The following is an 18,766-nucleotide window of genomic DNA, read 5'->3' on the forward strand; positions in this document are numbered from 1 at the left end:
AGGATGCGAGGTAGCACGGGCGTGACACGGGAGTCGACCGGGTCGATCTGGCCCTCGGCGACCCCCCCGCCCGCGACCGACGCCCTCACCTGGGAGCTCGGCGACATCGCCGAGCTGCCCGGCGTCCGGGCGCAGCTGCGCGCCCACCTGCGCGGCACCGCCGACCCGGAGCTGCGCGACCGGCTGGTCCTCGCGCTGGACGAGATGGCCTCCAACGCCCTGCGGCACGGCGGCGACGGCGTGTGCGCCGCGGTGCGCCGCACCGAGGCGGCCTGGCTGCTCCAGGTCTCCGACCGCGCGCCGCACACGCCGCCGACCCCGGCCGTGGGCCGCGACCCCAGCGAGGGCGGGCTCGGGCTCTACCTCATCGCCGAGCTCGCGAGCGCCCACGGCTGGTACGTCGACGGCGACACCAAGCACGTCTGGGCGCTGCTGCCCGCCTGAGCGGGCACCCGGGAGGGCTCAGGCGCCGGGGACCGGGGGCACGTGGACGGGCCCGGCCTCGGCCGGGCGCGGCCGGTCCTCCGGGTGCAGCCGGACGGCGACCAGCGCGACGTCGTCGGCCACGCCGCGCGGGCGCAGCCGGGCCAGCAGCCCGTCGCAGAGCTCGGCCAGCGGGCGCTCGGCGAGGTCGGCGAGCGCCTGCTCGAGCGCCGCGATGCCGTCGTCGAGGACCTGGTCGCGGGCCTCGACGAGCCCGTCGGTGTAGAGCAGCACCGTCGCCGGCCGGTCGAAGGTGACCACCGAGTCGCTGCGGGCGGTGCCGGGGTCGACGCCGAGCATCATCTCCGTCCGCGCCCCGGTCAGCTGCTCCACCCGCCCGTCGCCGTGCAGCAGCAGCGGCGGCGGGTGCCCGGCGTTCGACCAGCGCAGCGTCGTCGTCCCGGCGGCCCGCTGCTCCGGGCTCTGCTCGATCCGCGCGACGACGGCGGTGGCCATCGTGTCCATCTCCAGCCCGCGGACGGCGGTGTCCAGGTCGGCGAGGACGGTGGCCGGCGACGCGCCCTCGCGGAACGCGATGCCGCGCACGAGGCCGCGCAGCTGGCCCATGGCCGCCGCGGCGGCGATGTCGTGGCCGACGACGTCGCCGATGACCAGCATCGTGGCGCCGCCGGGCTGCAGGAACGCGTCGTACCAGTCGCCGCCGACCTGCGCGGCCTCCACGGCCGGCAGGTAGCGCACCTCGACCTGCGCGTGGTCGGGGCGCGGCGGCGCGGTCAGCATGCTCCGCTGCAGCTCCTCGGCCAGCCGGCGCTGCTGGTCGTGCAGCCGGGCGTTGTCCAGCGCCAGGGCCACCCGCTCGGCGACCTCTCGGGCCGCGGCGACGTCCTCGCCGTCGGCCGCCCGCCCGCCGGCGCCGCGGTACATGCTCAGCGCGCCGAGGGTCCGGCCGTGCGCCACCATCGGCAGGGTCAGCGCGGTGCTCGGGGCGAGCCGGTCGAAGACGTCGCGCACCTCCCCGGCCGGCAGCGTGGGACGGATGGCGCCCCGCACGTCGTCCACGGTGAGCGCCTGGCCGGAGCCCAGCGCCCGCAGCACCGGGGCGTCGTCCTGGATGGAGTCCAGCCGCAGCTCGGCGTAGCGGGCGGTGGTCGGCCGCAGCTGCGGGTCGGCGTGCCAGCTGGCGACGTCGTGCATCCGGCCGTCCTCGTCGATCAGCGTGGCGATCGCCCAGTCGGCGAACGCCGGCACGACCGCCTCGGTGACCCGCTGCAGCGCCGTCCGCTCGTCCCGGCCGCGGCCCAGCTGCTCGACCATGGCCGCGCTGGTCTCGGCCAGCACCCGCAGCCGGGCGGCGGCGACGCCGGCCCGGGTCTCGGCGGCGCGGCGCTCGCTGACGTCGAGGAAGTACACCGACAGCCCGTCGGGTGTGGGCCAGGCCCGGACCTCGTACCAGGCGTCCAGCGGCTCGGGGTAGTACGCCTCGAACACCCGCTCCTGGCCGGTCGCGACGGCGCCGCGGTAGTGGGTCTCGAAGTCGCTGCCCACGGCGTGCGGGAACAGCTCCCAGATGTCCCCGCCGACCAGCTCGGCGCGGGAGCGGGCCAGCACCTCCTCGCCTCGCCGGTTGACGTAGGAGAAGCGCCAGTCGCGGTCGAGGGAGAAGAACGCCTCGTTCATCGCCTCGAGCACCCGGGCGACGTGCAGGTCGGCGGCGCGGGCGCTGGTGGTGTCGTAGGCGGCGCCGAGCAGCCGGACCGCGGCGCCGCGCTCGTCGCACAGCGCCCGCCCGCGGCCGCGCACCCACCGGGTCTCCCCGGAGGGCAGGACGACGCGGAACTCGGCGTCGTAGGCGCCGCAGCTGTCGATGGCGTGCCGCAGGGCCGCCGAGGTGGACTCGACGTCGTCGGGGTGGAGGCGGGCGGTGAAGGCCTCGATCCGCGCGTCCCACTCGTCGCGGGCGTAGCCGAACATGTCGAGCAGCCGGTCGTCCCAGTCGAGCCGGCCGGTCACGAGGTCCCAGTCGAAGCTGCCGATGCCGGCCGCCTCGACGGCGAGCTCGAGGCGGAGCCGCTCGGCGGCCTCCGCGGTCCCCGGCGTGCCGTCCTCGCGGGCCGGGCGCGGGGGGAGGGATCTCACCGTGTCGCGCCCAGCCCGTTCATCCCTCCCTTTCTCCCACAGCGCGCCGTCCGCGGCCATCCGGTGTGGGGGACGACACCGGGAACCGGGCCCGGGGACGACGGCGGCGGGCGCCGCCCGGGGGTCCCGACCGCGGGCGGAGCGGTCGGGACCCCGGGCGAGCGCCCGCCGGGGTTGCGGGTCCGCGGACGTTCCCCGCCGGCCGTCCGCCGGGCACCGGGCCCGGCGACCGGAGCGGCCGGCGACCGGTCTGCGGCGACTGCTCGCGGGGGGCGCAGGCGGGCGCCGCGCGGCCGGGTCGAGCCGGTCGGAGACCCGATCACGGGCACCGGCTGGACCGGGAGTTACTCCGCGGGACGGTCCGCGCGGGCCTCCGCGGCGCCGCTCCGCCGGTCGTCGGCGCCTCCCTGGAGGGTCCGCGCGCCGCTGCTCGGGGCAGGGCCGGCGGGGGGTCGAGGCGCGTACGTCGTGCGGTGCGGTCTGCGGAGGCGGTGCGGGGGGAGCACCGTCGGGAGTGGGCCGGGGGGCGCCTGGCGTGCGGCCAGGGCGAGGAGTCGGCGACGCGGGTCGTCGGTCGCGGTCGCTGGCTGCGACCGGTCGCGGTGGGTGCGGTGCCGAGGGACGGCGGCCGGGGTCGGCCGGGTGTGCTGGCGGTGCGGGTCAGGGCGGGGAGCCCCGGATCCGGCAGGCGGTCGGGTCACCGCGGGTCCTCGGGCGACCGGGGTCCCGGGGATCGCGGGCCGGCCAGCCCGACGGCGCCGGCAGTGCGGGGCAGGGCTCCGACCGGGTGGCAGGCCATCCGGTGGGCTCCGATGCCCGGGGCTGCGCCGCCCGGGGTGGCCGGGCCGGAGCCCGGAGGTGGACACCGGCCGCCCGGGGAGCGGGGGCCGGGAGGAGCGCCGCGGCGGGGGAAGACGCCACGGGCTGGATCGGGAGGCTGCTGGGCAGCGCGGTGAGCCGCACGACGGCCCGGGGGGCCGGCGGGGCGGGCAGCCGCGCGGACCAGGTGCGCGGCTGCGGCGGGACGTTCCAGGCCAGGTGGGCACCGGTGGGGCCGGCGCCCCACAGCGCCAGCCGCCGGATGCCGCGCCGCAGCCGGCCGCCGGAGCGGGCGGGTGCCGTGGCGGGGGCGGGAGCGGCAGCCGAGGGAGGCGCCGGGGCCGGCGCGGGCCGGTTCCAGGCGAGGTGGGCGCCGTCGGGGCCGGCGCCCCAGAGCGCGAGCCGGCGGACCAGCCCGGGCCGCCGCGGCGGCGCGGGCGGCGGCGGGACGACCGGCGGCGCGCCGGCCGGCCGCCACATCACCGGGGCCGGGCTCGGCGTGCGCGGCGGGACGGCGGCCCGCACGACCGGCCGGGTGCGGGGCACCGGGACGGGCCGGGCCGCCGGCAGCACCCGGCGCCCGCGGCGGCCGGCGGCGCCGTGCAGCACCGCGCGGCGCGGCCGCGGGAGGGCGCCGGGCCGGCCCGCCGGCGGCAGCGCCTCGGCGCGCTCCAGCACCGCCAGCAGGCCGCTCAGACCGTCCGCGGAGGAGGACGACGGCGAGGACCCGGGGGCCCGTCCGATCGCCATGCCGCCTCCTGACGTAGTGACCGCGACCAGGGGGGAAGGTGTCGCGGACAGGGAGAAACGTAGGCACCGCGGGGCCCGGGGGCGGCTCGCCGGGACACGTCCTGGAGACCGCGTGACCGAACCGTTGCGCCGGGGCCGCGGAGGGGTCGGTGACCCCTCCTCCCCGCCGGTCGCTTGTCGACAAGCCGTGCCCCCGTGAGCGTGGAACGCCCAGCTCAGGCCGTCGGTCGTCCCGCGACCCGACCCGCCGCGCCCGCGTGTCGGCCGGCCGGGCGACGGCGGCCACCCGCCGGGAGGACCCGACGGCGGCGTGACCGGCGTGGACCAGGATGGGCCGGTGCCCACCCCCCTGGTGATCGACACCGACCCCGGCATCGACGACGCGCTGGCCATCCTGCTGGCCCTGGCCAGCCCGGAGGTGGACCTGCGCCTGGTCACCACGGTGCACGGCAACGTGGACCTGGCCCAGACCACGGACAACGCGCTGCGGGTGCTGCACCTGGCGGGGCGGTCCGACGTGCCGGTGGCCGCGGGCGCCCGCGCCCCGCTGGTGCACCCGCTCGCCGAGCGGGCCGCGCACGTGCACGGCACCGCGGGCCTGGGCGGGGTGGAGCTGCCGGCCTCGCCCGCCGCCGTCGACCCGCGGCCGGCGGTGACCGCGCTGGCGGACCTGCTGACGGCGTCGGAGGAGCCGGTCACCGTGTGCGCGATCGGCCCGCTGACCAACGTCGCGCTGCTGCTGGCCGTGTATCCGGAGGCGGCCGAGCGGATCGGCCGGCTGGTCGTCATGGGCGGCTCCGCCGGCGCGGGCGGCAACGTGACGGCGGCCGCCGAGTTCAACGCCTGGGCCGACCCGGAGGCCGCGCAGGCGGTGTTCGCCTCGACGGTGCCCACGGTGCTGGTCGGGCTGGACGTCACCCTGCCGACCGTGCTCGGCGAGGACGGCGTGGCGCGGTTCGCGGCCGCCGGCCCGCTCGGGGCGACCGCGGGCGCGATCCTGCGGCAGTACATGGACGTCGCCCGCGCCCGCTACGGGGTGGACGGCGTGGTGGTGCACGACGCGCTGGCGGTGACCGAGGCCGTCGTCCCGGGGACGCTGACCACGGTGCCGCGGGACGTCGTCGTCGACACCGGCCTGGGGCTGACCCGGGGCCAGACGGTGGTGGACCGCCGGGAGCCCTCGGGCTCGCCCACCGCGGTGCACGTCGCCGAGGGCGTGGACAGCCCGGCGGCCGTGGAGTTCCTGGTCTCCCGCCTGGCCGGCCTGGCCGCGCGGGGTTAGTCGCGGGCCGGCTGCGTCGAGGCGACGACGCCGGCGGCGATCTCGCGCAGCTTGCGGTTGGACCGCTGGGACGCCGCGCGCAGGATCTCGAAGGCCTGATCGGCGTCGACGCCCTGCTGGGCCATGAGCACGCCCTTGGCCTGCTCGATCACCGACCGCGACTCCATCGCGATGCGCAGGTTGCGGGCGTCCTCGCCCAGCCGGTGGTGCGCCTCGGCGTTGGCCACGGCGACGGCGACCACCTCGGCGACCTCGATGCCGGCCGCCAGCGACTCCGGGGAGGCGAAGGCGTTCGGCCGGGAGGAGTAGACGTTGAGCGCCCCGATCACCTCGCCCTGGTAGGGCAGCGGCACCGACAGGGAGCTGCGGACGCCGACCTGGACGACGCGGGCCACGTAGTCCGGCCAGCGCTGCTCGGTGCGGGCGTCGTCGATGCGCAGGACGACGTTCCCGCGGCCGGCGTCCATGCACGGGCCGTGGCCGCGCTCGTACTGCATCTCGTCGGCGGCCAGCGCCATCTCGCCGTCGTGGGCGGCGGTGAAGGCCTCGTCGGCACGGACCAGCGTGGTCGACGTCGACTCCGCGCCCGGGATGCCGCGGGTGGCGATGGCGGTGATCTCGGCGAGCACGTCGCCCAGTGCGCGGTCGGCCAGGGCCACCCGGCTCAGCTCGCGCAGCAACGACTCCATCCCTGCATCCTGCCGCACCCGGCAGCCCGCCGGATGCATGATCGTCTGCGGGCGGCGGCCCCCTCGGCTGCGGGACGGCGCGGTGTCGGTCAGGATGGGGACCGCCGGTGCCCGCGCCGGCACCCGGCGGAGCCGACGCGAGGGGGGCCGATGGACGCAGCGGCGTGGCCGCAGTCGGCGGTCCCCTCCGTCTCGGGGGACGTCTGGCACTGGCAGCTGGAGGCGATGCACGTCGTCTCGCGGGTGCGGTCGGACCTGCGCGCCCGCATCGCCCACCCGTCGGTCTCCACCACCTCCACCGAGGACGCCCGCGACGGCCTGCTGCTCGTCTTCGAGGAGCTCGCCTCGAACGCGCTGCGGCACGGCGGCGGCGCCGTCCGGGCCCTGGTGGTGGCCAACGACGACGGCTGGCTGCTGGACCTCAGCGACGAGGCGCCCGACCGGCCGCCCGTCCCGGCGGTGGACCGCGACCCCTCGCTGGGCGGCATGGGGCTGCACCTGGTGGCGCAGCTGTCGGTCGACTACGGCTGGGAGTGCCGGCCGGGGCGCAAGCACGTCTGGGCCCGGCTGCCCTCCGGGCTGCGCCCCGTGGAGGCCGGCTCCGACCGGGTGCCCGAGCCCCGCTCCCCCCGCCTGCACCGCGAGTAGCGGCGCCCCGGGCCGGGATCAGCTCACCTGATCGTGGCGCGTCTCCCCTCACCGCGGACGGTGAGGGAGGACGCCCTGCGGTGAGGGAGGACGCCCTGCGGTGAGGGAGGACGGGACGGCGGGACGGCGGCCCGACGTCGGCCGGGCCGGTCAGCCCGCCCGGGCCAGCGCGGCGGCGAAGCGGTCGTGGTCGGCGCGGACGTCGGCCATCGGCGCGAGCAGCTCCTCCTCGCCCACCGCGGCGACCGCGGCCCGCAGCCGCAGCTCGGCCCGCCGCCGGCGCCGGCGGGCGCGGGCGTGCACCAGCGGCCGGGCCAGCAGCGCGAGCAGCGCGCCGGCCAGCAGCCCCCCGACCAGCAGCAGGGTGGGCAGCGGGATGCCCTCGACGCGGGGCAGCGGCACCACGTCGTCGAGCTGGAGGAGGCCGAGCCCGGCCAGGGCGAGCAGCCACAGGACGCCGACGAGCGCGACCGCCGCCAGCAGCCACTGCAGCCCGCCGGCCGCGCGCTGCCAGAGCGGGGTCCGGCCGGGGCGCAGGTCGGTGCCGGCGACGGCGGCGTCCAGCCGGTCGGCGAGCCGCTCCTCGCTGACCGCCGCCTCGCGGCGCAGCGCGTCCGCCCACGGCCGGGGCAGGCCGGCGCCCGCGGCCTCCCGGGCGGCGCGGACCGCCGTCGCCACGGCCGCCTGCTGCACCGCGCCGGCCACGGGCAGCGACGTGCGGGCCGGCAGCGCCGCGGCGTCGTCCCCGCCGGCGCCCAGGTGCAGCCGGCGCAGCGGGTCCGGCCGCAGCCGGCGGGTCCAGCGCACCAGCGGCCAGCCGGTGACGGCCGCCCCCTCCCGGCGGACCGAGCGCTCCACCGCCGCGGCGACCACCGGGACGCCGGCCGCGCCGGCCAGCGCGTCGGTGAGCCGCTCGCGATCCGCCCGGCCGGTGCGCTCCGCCGGCGTGCCGTCGCCCGCGCAGCAGGCCCGCAGCTCGGCCGCCGCGGTGGAGACGTCGGCGGCCAGCCGCTGGGTCGCGGCCTTGCGGGCGGCCACCCGGCGGGCGAGGTCGGCCCGCAGCTCGCCGAGGCCGGCGCCGGTCCGCGCGGAGAGGGCGAGCAGCGGCGTCCCGGCCAGCCCCTCCCGGTCGAGCAGGGCGCGCAGGTCGGCCAGGCAGGCGCGCACCGCCGCCGGGTCGAGCCGGTCCACCTGGTTGAGGACGACGAGCAGCACCCCGGCGTGCCCGGCCAGCGGCACCAGGTAGCGCTCGTGCACCGCGGCGTCGGCGTACTTCTCCGGGTCCAGCACCCAGACCAGCACGTCGACCAGCCCGACCAGCCGGTCGACCTCCAGCCGGTTCTCCAGCCGGACGCTGTCGTGGTCGGGCAGGTCGAGCAGGACCAGCCCGTCCAGCGCCGGGTCGGGCGGGTGCCGGTGCCGGCGGGGCACCTCCAGCCAGTCCAGCAGCCGGTCCTGCGGGTCGGCGCCCCAGACGGTGGCGTGCGCGACGCCGGTGGTGGGCCGGCGCACGCCGGGGCTGCTCACCTCCGCCCCGGACAGCGCGTTGAACAGCGTGGACTTGCCGCTGCCGGTCGCGCCGGCCAGCGCCACGACGGTGGCCTCGCCCAGCGCCGTCCGGGCGCCGGCCTTGGCCAGCAGCGACCGCGCCCGGCCCACCGCCGCGGCCTCCTCCGGGCCCTCCAGCCGGTCGGCGGCGACGTCGACGGCCTCCCGCAGCGCCGCCAGCCGGTCGGCCAGCGGCACCTCCCGGACCCTCATGCGCCCGCCCGGACGGCGGCGGTCAGGCGGGCGGCGGCCTCGCGCAGGCCGGCGGCCGCGTCCCCGGTCGGCGCGGCGGCCGCGATCCGGTCGTCGAACCGCTCCCGCTCGGTCAGCAGCAGCTGGTCGGCGCGCCCCAGGAGGTCCTCCCGGGCGCGGTCGGCCAGCGACCGGACGGCGGCGTCGCCCAGCAGCGCCTCGAGCAGCCGCTGGCCCACGGCCGTCGTCCCGCCGGCCACCGCGATCTCGCCGCCGGTGAGGCCCCCGGTGGAGGCGAAGACGGCGACCATGACGACGGCGCCGGCCCCGTTGACCCCCCACGACGCCAGCCGGGCGCGGGTGCGCTTGTCGGCGCCCTGCTCGCGCACCAGGTCCAGCACCGCCCCCTGCCAGTCGCGGACCTGCGCCGCGGCCGCCTCCGGGAAGTCCGGTGAGATCCGCGAGAGCTCCTCGGCCTCCGCCCCCAACAGACCGGCGCCGCCGGGGAGCGCGCGCCAGGTGCCGGCGGTGCGCTCGGCGGCCCGGTCGGCCTCGGCCCGCAGCAGCGTCGCCACCCCGGTCTCCAGGGCGCCGGAGAGGTCCTCGGCGGGGGTGGGCCGGCCGGTGAGGGCCGCGGTGAGCCGGTCCCGGAGCCGGCCGACCGAGCTCTGCAGCGAGCGCATCCACTCGCCGGTGCCCACGAACTCCTGCCAGCGGGAGAGCACCTCCCCGCGCAGCAGCGCGCCGCCCCGGACGCCCTCGTCGATCGAGGAGCAGGCGTCGGCGTACGCGGCGCGGGCCGCGGCGGACAGCTCGCCGGCGGCGCGGTCCTGCTCGTCGACGGCGGCGGCCACCAGCGCGACCCGGTCGCCGAGGCTGGCGAGGGCGCCGGAGAGGGTCTGGCGGACGACGGCGGCCCGCTGCTCCCGGTCGGCGGCCAGCCCGTGCAGCCAGTCCCGGATCGGGCCGACCTGGTCGGCCGGCAGCAGCCCGCCGACCAGCGGCCGCTCCTCGACGACGAACAGCCGGGCGGAGGCCAGGCCGGCGCGCTGCAGCATCCCGGCGAGGTCCTGGGCGACCTCGGCCGTGGCCTCCGGCGGGACGCGGTCCAGGACGACGGCCAGGGCGGTGCCGCGCTCCTGCGCCGTCCGCAGCACGTCCCACGGGACGGCGTCGGCGTAGCGGGCGGCCGTCGTCACGAAGACCCACAGGTCGGCGGCGCCGAGCAGCTGGGCGGCGAGGTCGCGGTTGGTCGCGACGACGGAGTCGACGTCGGGCGCGTCGAGCAGCGCGAGCCCGGGCGGCACCTCGTCGCGGGCGACCAGCTCCAGCGTGCCCGCGCCGCCCGGCCCGCCGGTCACCCGGGCCAGGCCGGGCAGCACCCGGTCCCCGGCGAAGGCGGGGGCGTCGGCCGGGGAGCAGACGAGCACCGGCGAGCGGGTGGTCGGGCGGAGCACCCCGGAGGCGGTGACCGGCGTCCCGACCAGGCTGTTGACCAGGGTGGACTTGCCCGCGCCGGTGGACCCGCCGACGACGGTGAGCAGCGGGGCGTCGAGGTCGCGCAGCCGCGGCAACAGGTAGTCGTCCACCTGGTCGACGACCGCGCGGGCGGTGCGGACGGCGTCGTCCCGCCCCGCCGTGGCCAGCCCCAGCGGGGCGGCCGCGACCCGGTCGCGGACCTCGCGGAGCGCGTCGGGCAGCCGGGCGGGGAGCGTCACGCCAGCCGGGATGCCCCGGGAGACCGGCGGCTACCCCTCGGGCGCGGCGGGGGCGGTGGCGGCGCGCTGCCACTCCCGCGGGGTCATCCCGTACATCTGCCGGAAGCGGCGGGTGAAGTGACTGGGGTCGGCGAAGCCGCAGGCCCGGGCCGTCGCCCCGATCGGGCGGCGCAGCCCGGCCGGGGTGGTGAGCCGCGCGCGGGCGTCCTCCAGCCGCTGCTGGATCACCCACTGCTCCAGGCTCCAGCCGGCCGCGGCGCAGGCCTTGTAGAGCTGCCGCACCGACACGTTGTGCGCGGCGGCGATCGTCCGCGGGGTCAGCCCGGGGTCGGACAGGTGCTGGCGGACGTAGGCGCGCACGCGGTGCAGCAGGGTCTCCTCGCGGACGTCGGCGCGCCGCGGGTCGTCCCCCGCGGCGGACACGACCAGCGCCCGCAGCAGCTCGACGGTGGCCGTGCCGAGCGCGGCCGCGCCCGGGTCGCCGGACAGCTCCGGCGCGGCGTCGGCGATCCACTCCAGGTGGGTGCGGACGAGGTCGTGCAGCGGGCTGGCGCGCAGCCGCGGCGCGGCCCGCCGGACCAGGTCCTCGGGCAGGCCGAGCAGGTCCAGCGGCACCTGCAGCGCCCGGTTCCCGCCGCCGGTCGCGCAGGCGAACGTGTAGGGGGCGGTGGGGTCGACGAGCATCAGGTCCCTCCCCTGGACCACCTGCCGGGAGCCGGCCTGGCCGAACTCGACGCGGCCGCGGCGCTGGTAGGCCAGGGACACCGCCGGCTCGCCGCCCGAGCGGACGTGCCGCGACGTCCGGACCAGGCCGAACCGGGAGGCGTCGGTGCTGAGCAGCGCCGCCCGGCCCAGCGGCCACAGCGAGATCCGGGCCCGCATCAGCTCGGGGTCCTCGCGGTGCTCGATGCGGCAGGGCGCGGCGGCCTCCTGCATGACCGCGCGGAAGGCCTCGGCGCGCTCGGTCCGCCGCAGGGGTGCGGTGTCGAACAGCAGCATCGTCTGTCCCTGGTCCGGCCTCGGTCGCCGTCGCGGCCGGTGCGGGGGTCCCCCGTCGACGCCCGGAGCCTGGCAGAGGCCGGCGGCGGCGGGAAGGCACCCGGATCGACGGAACGGTTCCGGAACGAGGCGATCCCTGCACGCAGGGACCAGAGGTCCGCACGCACCGGCCATCGCGGCACCCCGGCCGCTGCCAGGGTCGGCTCCCCGGGCGTCGGAACCGCCGGGCCCGGGAGCCGCACCGCCACCGGACCGCAGAGGAGACCGCCATGACCACGCCCCCGGCCGCGCCGGACACCATCGTCCTCGTGCACGGGTTCTGGGTGACCCCGCGCAGCTGGGAGGAGTGGGTGGCCCACTACGAGGGCCGCGGCTTCCGGGTGCTCGCGCCGGGCTACCCGGGGTTCGAGGTGGAGGTGGAGGCGCTCAACGCCGACCCGACGCCGATCGCCGACCTCACCGCGACCGCGGTGATCGAGCACCTGGAGTCCGTGGTCCGGGGCCTGGACCGGCCGCCGGTGCTGATCGGGCACTCGGCCGGCGGCGCCTGGGTGCAGCTGCTCCTGGACCGCGGTCTCGGCGCGGTCGGGGTGGCGTTGAACTCCGCCCCGACGGAGGGGGTGAAGGTGACCCCGCTGTCCCAGATCCGCTCCACGTGGGCGGTGCTCAAGAACCCGGCCAACCGGCACCGGGCGGTCGGGCTGACCGAGGAGCAGTGGCACTACGCCTTCACCAACACGTTCCCCGAGGACGAGTCGCGCCGGCTCCACCAGCGCTACCACGTGCCCGCGTCGGGGCGGATCCTGTGGAACTCGGTGCTGGCCAACCTGATGCCCGGGCCGCAGGACGTCTCCGTCGACTACGCGAACCCCGAGCGGCCACCGCTGCTGTTCGTGTCCGGCAGCGAGGACCACATCATGCCGCCGAGCGTCCAGCGCTCGAACGCCAAGCACTACCGCAGCGGCACGGTCGAGGTGCGCGAGTACGAGGGGTACGCCCACCTGCTGCCCGCCCAGCCGGGGTGGCAGCAGATCGCCGACGACGTCCTGGACTGGGCGCTGGCGCACGTGTCCGGCCCGCGGCCGCAGACCGCCGACGTGCCGTGAGGCCGGCACGGTGAGGGACGCGCGGGGCGCGCCGGGCGTGCGGGGCGTGCGGGCCACCCACGTCGGCGGGCCGACGCTGCTGCTCGAGCTCGACGGGTGGCGGCTGCTCACCGACCCGACCTTCGACCCGCCCGGGCGGCACTACGCCTTCGGCTGGGGGACGGGGTCGCGCAAGGTGCGCGGACCGGCGCTGGCCGCCGCGGACGTGCTGCCGGTCGACGCGGTGCTGCTCACCCACGACCACCACGCGGACAACCTGGACGACGAGGGCCGCACGCTGCTGGGCAAGGCGCCGGTGGTGGTCACGACCGCCGCCGGCGCCGCCCGGCTCGGCGGCGGGGCGGGCGTGCGCGGCCTGCGGCCGTGGGAGGTGACGGTGCTGGAGGCGCCCGGGCGCCCGCCGCTGCAGGTCACCGCCACGCCGGCCCGCCACGGCCCACCGCTGAGCCGGCCGCTGGTGGGCGACGTGGTCGGCTTCGCCGTCCGCCCGGTGGACGGGGACGACGAGGTCCTCTGGATCTCCGGCGACACCGTGCTCTTCGACGGCGTCCGCCAGGTCGCCGACCGGCTGCGGGTCGACACGGCGGTGCTGCACCTGGGCGGCGTCCGCTTCCCGGTCACCGGTCCGGTGCGCTACACGCTGAGCGCCCGGGAGGCGGTGGAGGCGTGCCATCTGGTCGGGGCGCGGGTGGTGGTGCCGGTGCACTACGAGGGTTGGAGCCACTTCCGGCAGGGGCGGGCCGCCGTCGAGCGGGAGCTCGCGTCGGCTCCCGACGACCTCGGCCGGCGGTTCCGCTGGCTGACGCCGGGCGTCGCCACGGAGCTGGGGCCCTGACGGCGGCCGCGGGCCCGCCGGCTCAGGCGGGTGCGGTGCGGGCCGCTCCTCGCGCAGGGCCTGGAAGACGCGGCGGCGCAGCCGGTCCTGGTCGCGCTCGGCGGGGTCCTGGACCCGCAGGCCGAGCAGCCAGTTCGGGCCCCGGCTGCGCACCCGCTGCACCTCGGCGCGGTGGCGCAGGACGCCGTCCTCCAGGTGCACGGTCAGGCCGACCGGCGTGCCGGCGTCCGGCGCGGCGCCGTAGCCCTCGACCAGGACGCGCAGGCCGGCCTCGCTGAGGTCGCGGGACTCCCCCTCCAGGGCGACGCCGCGCAGCGTGACCGTCACCGGCAGGACCAGCCGGCAGCGGACGGCGGCGCGGCGCTGCCGGTCCTCGGCCGGGGCGGTGACGGCCAGGTGCCAGCGCGGGGCGGCGCCGGCCACCACGTGCGTCACCTCCGCGGTCAGGGCGCGGCCGCCGTGCGGCCCGTGCCAGAACATCGGGACATCGGCCAGCAGGCGCACGGCGAGGAAGCGGGACGCCAGCGCGGGCTCGAGGTAGGCATCGAGCACCGCCCAGGCGGGGAAGACCACGACCGCCACCGCCCCGATGACCAGGCCGGAGGCGCGGGCGCGCTGCTGGAGCGCTGCGGCCTCGGCGGCCGTCCCGGTCGAGCGCCCGTCCTGGCCCGCCGGCACGTCGCCGGCGAGCAGCGCGCCGACGAGGCGGCGGACGAGGAGGTCGGGCACACCCGTCCATCGGCACCCCGGCGGCGGTGGCTCGAGGCGCGCCCCGCCACTCCCCCCGCCGGGGTGAGTGCGATCCCGTCCCGATCCACGACCGGCCGCCCGCCGGGGTCAGAAGGGTGGCGGGTCGTCGTCCGGCTTCGGGTCGGACGCTGGGCCGGGGCGGTCGAGGAGGACCCGGGGTCCGGTGAGAGGGAGCAGGGGTGGGTCGCTGCCGCGGCACCGGCCGGCGGCGTCGGCTCGTCGTCGCCGGTAGGGGCGGCTGACCCGGGTGATGCCGCTCGGGGTGGTCACCGTCAGCGTGCCGTCCGGTGCCATGGTGTAGGTCCAGCCGACGGCGTGGGTCTTGACCCGGTGGTGGCGGCGGCACAGGCAGCACAGGTTCTGGCAGGCGGTCGCGCCGCCGGCGGCGTGCGGGATGACGTGGTCGGCATCGGCCCACACGGCGCGGTTGGCGCAGCCGGGATGCCGGCAGGTGCGGTCGCGGGTGGCGATGTAGCGCACCTGGGCGGGGGTGGGCCGGTAGCGGTCGACCGGCGGCGGGATGTCGAGCAGCGCGCAGCCGCAGCAGCCGTCCGGATGGGTCACGCAGCCGCGGCGGGCCGCGGACCGCAGCTCGGCGTCGGTGGCGACGGCGAGCAGCCGGCCGTCGGCGTCGGTGAACGCAAAGCGCAGGCTGCCGCCCGCCGGCGGGCGCAGGCCGATCGCGTCGAGGTCGTCGAGCAGGCGGCGCAGGTGGGCGGCGGTGATCGGTTCACCCTCGACCTCCGCGGTCGGGGCGGATACGGTGCCGGGGCGGGACACCAGCGGAGGCGGGCCGCCGTCGCCCAGGAACCGGTCGACGGTCAGGGCGGCCAGCGGCACGTCGACGGTGATGGCCGCGGTGACCGCCGGCTGCCGGTCGTCCCAGGGCTGCAGGATGCGGTCGGCGAGCGCGCCGGCGCGCAGCACGCCCAGCGGCCGGTCGTCGCCGTCGGTCTTCGCGCTCCGGGCATCGGTGTCGAGCGTGCGGCGGCAGGCGGTGGCCAGCTCGGCGGGCATCCGGGCGACCAGCTCGCTGACCCCGTCGCCGAGATGCCGCACGGTGACGTCGCAGGCGCGTTCGGCGTCGGCGCGGCGGCGGTCGGAGGCGGCGGCGTCGCGGGCGGTCAGCTCCCGGCGCACGGCGGCCTCCAACTGCCGGATGGACAACTCCCGAGCGTCGGGCAGCACGGCGGCCTCGACCTCGGCGATCACCTGCGGGTCCACGCCACGGGCCCTCCAGCCCAGCTGGTCGGCGAACACCCGGGCACGGGGCCAGTCGAGCGTGCCGGCGTCCAACGCGGCCAGGGTCGCCGGCAGCTTCTCCCACAGGGCCGCGCACTGGTCGGTGAGCTTGCCCGCCGCCGTCCGCGACGTCGCCAGCACCGTGGCCAGCTCGTCGGCGAAGAACTCGCTCACCCCGTCCAGCTCGCCCGGCCGCCGCTGGGCGTCCTCACCGTGGCGGGTGCGGGGATCGGGGCGGGCGGCGGCCAGGCCCATCACCGCCCGCACCCGCAACCCGGCCAGCATCGCCTCCGCGGCGACGATCTGCCGCAACAGCGCCGCGTTCTGCGCGCTCGTGCGGTGCACCGGCAGCATCTCCGGCAGCAGATCGGGCACCGGCTCCAGGTCCTCGTGGGGATCGAGCGCGGCGCGCTCCTCCGGCGTGGGCGCGTTGTCGACGGACACCACGGTCACCCCGACCGCGACCTCCCGCACCACCGCCATGCCCCCACGCTAGGCCCGGGGTACGACACTTCCGGGCCGCCGACCAGCACGGATGTCTCCGACGAGAGCGTGTGCGCGCACGCCGCAGGACCCCGCCCCGAACCGCGGCTCCGGCGCACGTGCCCGAGCCGGGGGAAGGGCGTCAGGCGTTGCGGCGGGCCGTGTAGCCGGCGACGAACTCCCGCAGGCTCTTGGTCGGCCGCAGCCAGGCGCCGTCCGGCGGCAGCGCGTCGAGGCGCACGCGGTCCAGCGGGACGGCGAAGGCGCCCGGCACGTCCTCGATGTCGATGAACTCCAGCAGCTCGGAGCCGATCGCGTAGCCGGCCACCTCGCTGAAGGCGACGACGACGACCTGCGTGCCGGCGCGGGCGAGCTCCTCCAGCGGCTCGGCGAAGTTCCGGCCGTCGCCGGAGAAGACGACCAGCCGCCGCAGCCGGTGGCTGTGCGCGCGGACGTCGATGTGGTCGAGCATGTCCTGGTCGATGTCGTCGTCCGGCTGGGTCTTGGGCCGGGCGAACACCGAGTAGCCGAAGCCCCGCAGCGCCTCCACCCAGCCGCGCATGCTGCCGACGACGGGCGGGATGTTGGCGAAGACGCACGCCTCGACGTCGGGGGCGTCCGGCGCGGCCGGGTCGCCCGCGGCGTCGACGAACCAGGCCGCGATCGCGTCGAAGCGCGGGCGGGACGCCGCGGTGGGGCGCGCGCCGATCACCGTCGACAGGGTCATGTCGATGTTCGGCGCGTCCCAGATGAGCAGGTCCAGCGCGGGGCGGGCCCGCCCCTCCGGGGCGTCGTCCGCGGCGCCGGTCAGCGGCTCGGCGAGATCCGTCACGGGGGCAGTCTGCCTGGTCGGCACGACCGGCGTCCCCGCAGGCGCGGGTGCCGGCGGCGCGGGGACCACCGACGACGGCGCGCCGCCCGGCGACCGGGCCCGCCGCCGGTGCCGCGGGCCGCCCGGCACCGGACCGCCCGGCACCGGGCCGCTCAGCACCGGGCCGCTCAGCGCAGGGACCCCGACAGGGCGAGCGCGCAGGAGTCGCCGCCGCCCTCCCGCACCCGCCGGGCCCACCGCCAGATCTCGCTCGCCGGCATCGGCCGGGCCAGGAGGTAGCCCTGCGCCAGGTCGCACCCGGCCTCCCGCACCATCCGCAGGTGCTCGGCGGTCTCCACGCCCTCGGCGACCGAGCGGATCCCCAGCGTCCGGGTGAGCGCGACGATCGCGGCGAGCACCGCGCCGGTGCCGCCGGCGGCCAGCCGCTGGGCCGCGGTCAGCAGCGACCGGTCGATCTTCAGCGTCCCGATCGGCAGCTGCATGAGCTGCGCCAGCGACGACCAGCCGGTGCCGAAGTCGTCGATCGCGACCCGGACGCCGGAGCTGCGCAGCACCGAGAGCTGGTCCTCGGCGCGGGTCGGGTCCTCGGCCACGCTGGTCTCGGTCAGCTCCAGCACCAGCTGGTCGGGGGCCAGCCCCGAGTCGTGCAGCGCCACCCGGACGTCGCGGACGAGCGTCTCGGCGGAGAAGTGCCGGGCGCTGATGTTGACCGACATCCGCAGGTCCAGCCCCTGCGCGGCCCACTCGGCGGCCTGCCGGGTCGTCTCGCCGAGCAGCCAGCGGGTGATCGGGATGAGCTGGCCGGTCTCCTCGGCCACGGAGAGGAAGGCGTCGGGGGTGAGCAGCCCCCGCTCCGGGTGCTGCCAGCGCAGCAGCGCCTCGACGCCGTCGATGCGGCCGTCGTCGACGCGGACCACGGGTTGGTAGTGGACGACGAGCTGCTCCAGCGCGCCGTCCCGTAGCGCGTTGGCCACCTCCAGCCGCCAGCGGGCGGCGTCCCGGAGCCCAGGGGAGAACAGGTGGATCCGGTCCCGGCCGGACCCCTTGGCGGCGTAGGCCGCGGCGTCGGCGTCGCTGAGCAGCTGGTGGGACTGGCGCTGCCCGGGCTGGCCGGCGGCGACGCCGATGCTGGCCGACAGCGGCACCGAGATGCCCCCGGCGACGAAGGGCTGCACGAAGGACTGCTGCAGCCGGAAGGCCAGGGCCGCGGCCTCGGACAGGTCGCAGCGGGCGAGGACGAGGAACTGGTCCCCGCCCAGCCGGCCGACGGCGTCCTCGGGGCGGACCTGCCCGGCCAGCCGGGCGCCCACCTCCTTGAGCAACTGGTCGCCGACCTCGTGCCCGAGCGAGTCGTTGATCGTCTTGAAGCCGTCGAGGTCGAGGAACAGCAGCGAGGTGCGGGTGGGGTCGGCCTTCAGCGACTCGCGGGTCAGCTGGAGCAGCCGGCTGCGGTTGGGCAGGCCGGTGAGGTCGTCGTGGGTGGCCTGCCAGGCCAGCGCCTCCTCCTGCCGCACCCGCTCGGTGATGTCGGTGTGGGTGACGACGACCTGGCCGGAGCCCTCGACCCGGGCGGCCTGCATCCGCCACCACGCGGTGCGGTCGGCGTAGGTGGCCGCGTAGTCGAGGACGAAGGCGGGGCCGGGTGCGTCGAGGAGCCGCCGCAGCCCCTCCTCGATCCGCCGCCGGTCCTCGGCGGTGAGGGCCTGGGCCATCATCTCGAGGTAGTGGTCGCCCACGCGCGCCGGGCGGAAGCCCTCCTCGCGGGCGGACTCCGCGGCGACCGCCCAGACCCGGTTGGCGGTCAGGATCCGCCAGTCGGCGTCGATGAGCACCGTGGGCGGCGGCACCGCGTCGAGCACGGAGGTGAGCTGCCGGATCTCCTGGGCCTGCTCGTCGCGGACCCGGCGCTCCTCCTCCACGTCGCGGAGGAAGACCGACAGCCCCAGGGTGTCGGCGAACGCGCGCACCTCGAACCAGCGGTCCACCGGCTCGTAGCGGAACTCGAAGCTGCGCGGCTGCCCGTCGTCGAGCACCGCGGCCAGCTGGTGCTCCATCTCGGTGTCGCGCAGCGCCGGGAAGGCCTCGAAGAGGTCGTGGCCGAGCAGGTCCTCGGCGCGCCGCCGCACCAGCTCCTCCACCGCGGCGTTCAGGTAGGTGATCTGCCAGTCGCGGTCGAGGTGGTAGACGGCGTCCGGGACCGTCGCCAAGAGGTCGCGTTCGGCACGCGTCGCCGTGCCGCCGTCGTCTCCGTGCACTCGCCCGCTTCCTTCTCCCCCTGCGGAGCCCGGGCCCC

Annotated in this window: 14 protein-coding genes and 1 pseudogene; 5 read left to right on the forward strand and 10 right to left on the reverse strand. The window is 78.1% G+C overall.

Annotated elements, in window-relative coordinates:
• Positions 1 to 21: 21 nt before the first annotated feature.
• Complete coding sequence (locus ACI79F_RS20530) at positions 22 to 444, forward strand: ATP-binding protein (RefSeq protein ID WP_456545394.1); 423 nt, start codon at positions 22 to 24, stop codon at positions 442 to 444.
• An 18-nt stretch (positions 445 to 462) separates the two neighbouring features.
• Here the strand turns inward: ACI79F_RS20530 and ACI79F_RS20535 are convergent, their stop codons facing one another.
• The gene (locus ACI79F_RS20535) at positions 463 to 2,580 is read right to left on the reverse strand and encodes a SpoIIE family protein phosphatase (RefSeq protein WP_456545395.1); all 2,118 of its coding nucleotides are present in this window, start codon (positions 2,578 to 2,580) and stop codon (positions 463 to 465) included.
• A gap of 660 nt (positions 2,581 to 3,240) precedes the next feature.
• On the reverse strand, positions 3,241 to 4,149 hold the full coding sequence (locus tag ACI79F_RS20540; RefSeq protein WP_456545396.1) for a hypothetical protein: 909 nt from the start codon (positions 4,147 to 4,149) through the stop codon (positions 3,241 to 3,243).
• A gap of 337 nt (positions 4,150 to 4,486) precedes the next feature.
• Here ACI79F_RS20540 and ACI79F_RS20545 point away from each other — a divergent pair, with 337 nt between their 5' ends.
• Entirely contained in the window at positions 4,487 to 5,431 is a 945-nt protein-coding gene (locus tag ACI79F_RS20545) for a nucleoside hydrolase (RefSeq protein WP_456545397.1), read from the forward strand.
• On the opposite strand, the gene ACI79F_RS20550 is transcribed toward ACI79F_RS20545, so the two are convergent.
• A complete protein-coding gene (locus tag ACI79F_RS20550) occupies positions 5,428 to 6,120 on the reverse strand; it encodes an ANTAR domain-containing protein (RefSeq protein ID WP_456545398.1) in 693 nt (230 codons plus the stop codon). The two genes, ACI79F_RS20545 and ACI79F_RS20550, sit on opposite strands and share 4 nt — an antisense overlap.
• A gap of 150 nt (positions 6,121 to 6,270) precedes the next feature.
• On the opposite strand from ACI79F_RS20550, the gene ACI79F_RS20555 reads away from it, so the two are divergent.
• The gene (locus ACI79F_RS20555) at positions 6,271 to 6,768 is read left to right on the forward strand and encodes an ATP-binding protein (protein WP_456545399.1); all 498 of its coding nucleotides are present in this window, start codon (positions 6,271 to 6,273) and stop codon (positions 6,766 to 6,768) included.
• Between the two features lie 150 nt (positions 6,769 to 6,918).
• Here ACI79F_RS20555 and ACI79F_RS20560 read toward each other — a convergent pair whose 3' ends face one another.
• The 3 genes from ACI79F_RS20560 to ACI79F_RS20570 are packed head-to-tail and all read right to left on the reverse strand — an operon-like array spanning position 6,919 to position 11,225.
• A complete protein-coding gene (locus ACI79F_RS20560; protein WP_456545400.1) occupies positions 6,919 to 8,529 on the reverse strand; it encodes a GTPase in 1,611 nt (536 codons plus the stop codon).
• Positions 8,526 to 10,226, reverse strand: coding sequence for an ABC transporter (locus ACI79F_RS20565; RefSeq protein ID WP_456545401.1), 1,701 nt, complete (start codon positions 10,224 to 10,226; stop codon positions 8,526 to 8,528). The genes ACI79F_RS20560 and ACI79F_RS20565 overlap by 4 nt, the downstream gene beginning before the upstream one ends.
• Positions 10,227 to 10,256: 30 nt before the next feature.
• Complete coding sequence (locus ACI79F_RS20570) at positions 10,257 to 11,225, reverse strand: helix-turn-helix domain-containing protein (RefSeq protein WP_456545402.1); 969 nt, start codon at positions 11,223 to 11,225, stop codon at positions 10,257 to 10,259.
• A 269-nt stretch (positions 11,226 to 11,494) separates the two neighbouring features.
• Here ACI79F_RS20570 and ACI79F_RS20575 point away from each other — a divergent pair, with 269 nt between their 5' ends.
• Both ACI79F_RS20575 and ACI79F_RS20580 read left to right on the forward strand, forming a co-directional pair.
• Positions 11,495 to 12,331 (forward strand): alpha/beta hydrolase, encoded by an 837-nt coding sequence (locus ACI79F_RS20575; protein ID WP_456545403.1) that lies wholly within the window; start codon positions 11,495 to 11,497, stop codon positions 12,329 to 12,331.
• Between the two features lie 10 nt (positions 12,332 to 12,341).
• Positions 12,342 to 13,166, forward strand: a complete 825-nt coding sequence (locus ACI79F_RS20580) for an MBL fold metallo-hydrolase (protein WP_456545404.1) — start codon at positions 12,342 to 12,344, stop codon at positions 13,164 to 13,166.
• A gap of 72 nt (positions 13,167 to 13,238) precedes the next feature.
• On the opposite strand, the pseudogene ACI79F_RS20585 reads toward ACI79F_RS20580, so the two are convergent.
• The 4 genes and pseudogenes from ACI79F_RS20585 to ACI79F_RS20600 form a co-directional block, all read right to left on the reverse strand.
• Positions 13,239 to 13,646 (reverse strand): annotated as a pseudogene (locus ACI79F_RS20585) (PilZ domain-containing protein); the annotation flags it as partial.
• A 357-nt stretch (positions 13,647 to 14,003) separates the two neighbouring features.
• Positions 14,004 to 15,641, reverse strand: coding sequence for a DUF222 domain-containing protein (locus ACI79F_RS20590; RefSeq protein ID WP_456545405.1), 1,638 nt, complete (start codon positions 15,639 to 15,641; stop codon positions 14,004 to 14,006).
• Between the two features lie 142 nt (positions 15,642 to 15,783).
• Positions 15,784 to 16,473 (reverse strand): NYN domain-containing protein, encoded by a 690-nt coding sequence (locus ACI79F_RS20595; RefSeq protein ID WP_456545406.1) that lies wholly within the window; start codon positions 16,471 to 16,473, stop codon positions 15,784 to 15,786.
• Between the two features lie 167 nt (positions 16,474 to 16,640).
• Positions 16,641 to 18,728, reverse strand: a complete 2,088-nt coding sequence (locus ACI79F_RS20600) for a putative bifunctional diguanylate cyclase/phosphodiesterase (RefSeq protein WP_456545407.1) — start codon at positions 18,726 to 18,728, stop codon at positions 16,641 to 16,643.
• Positions 18,729 to 18,766 lie beyond the last annotated feature (38 nt).

The organism is Blastococcus sp. SYSU D00868, from assembly GCF_054050575.1.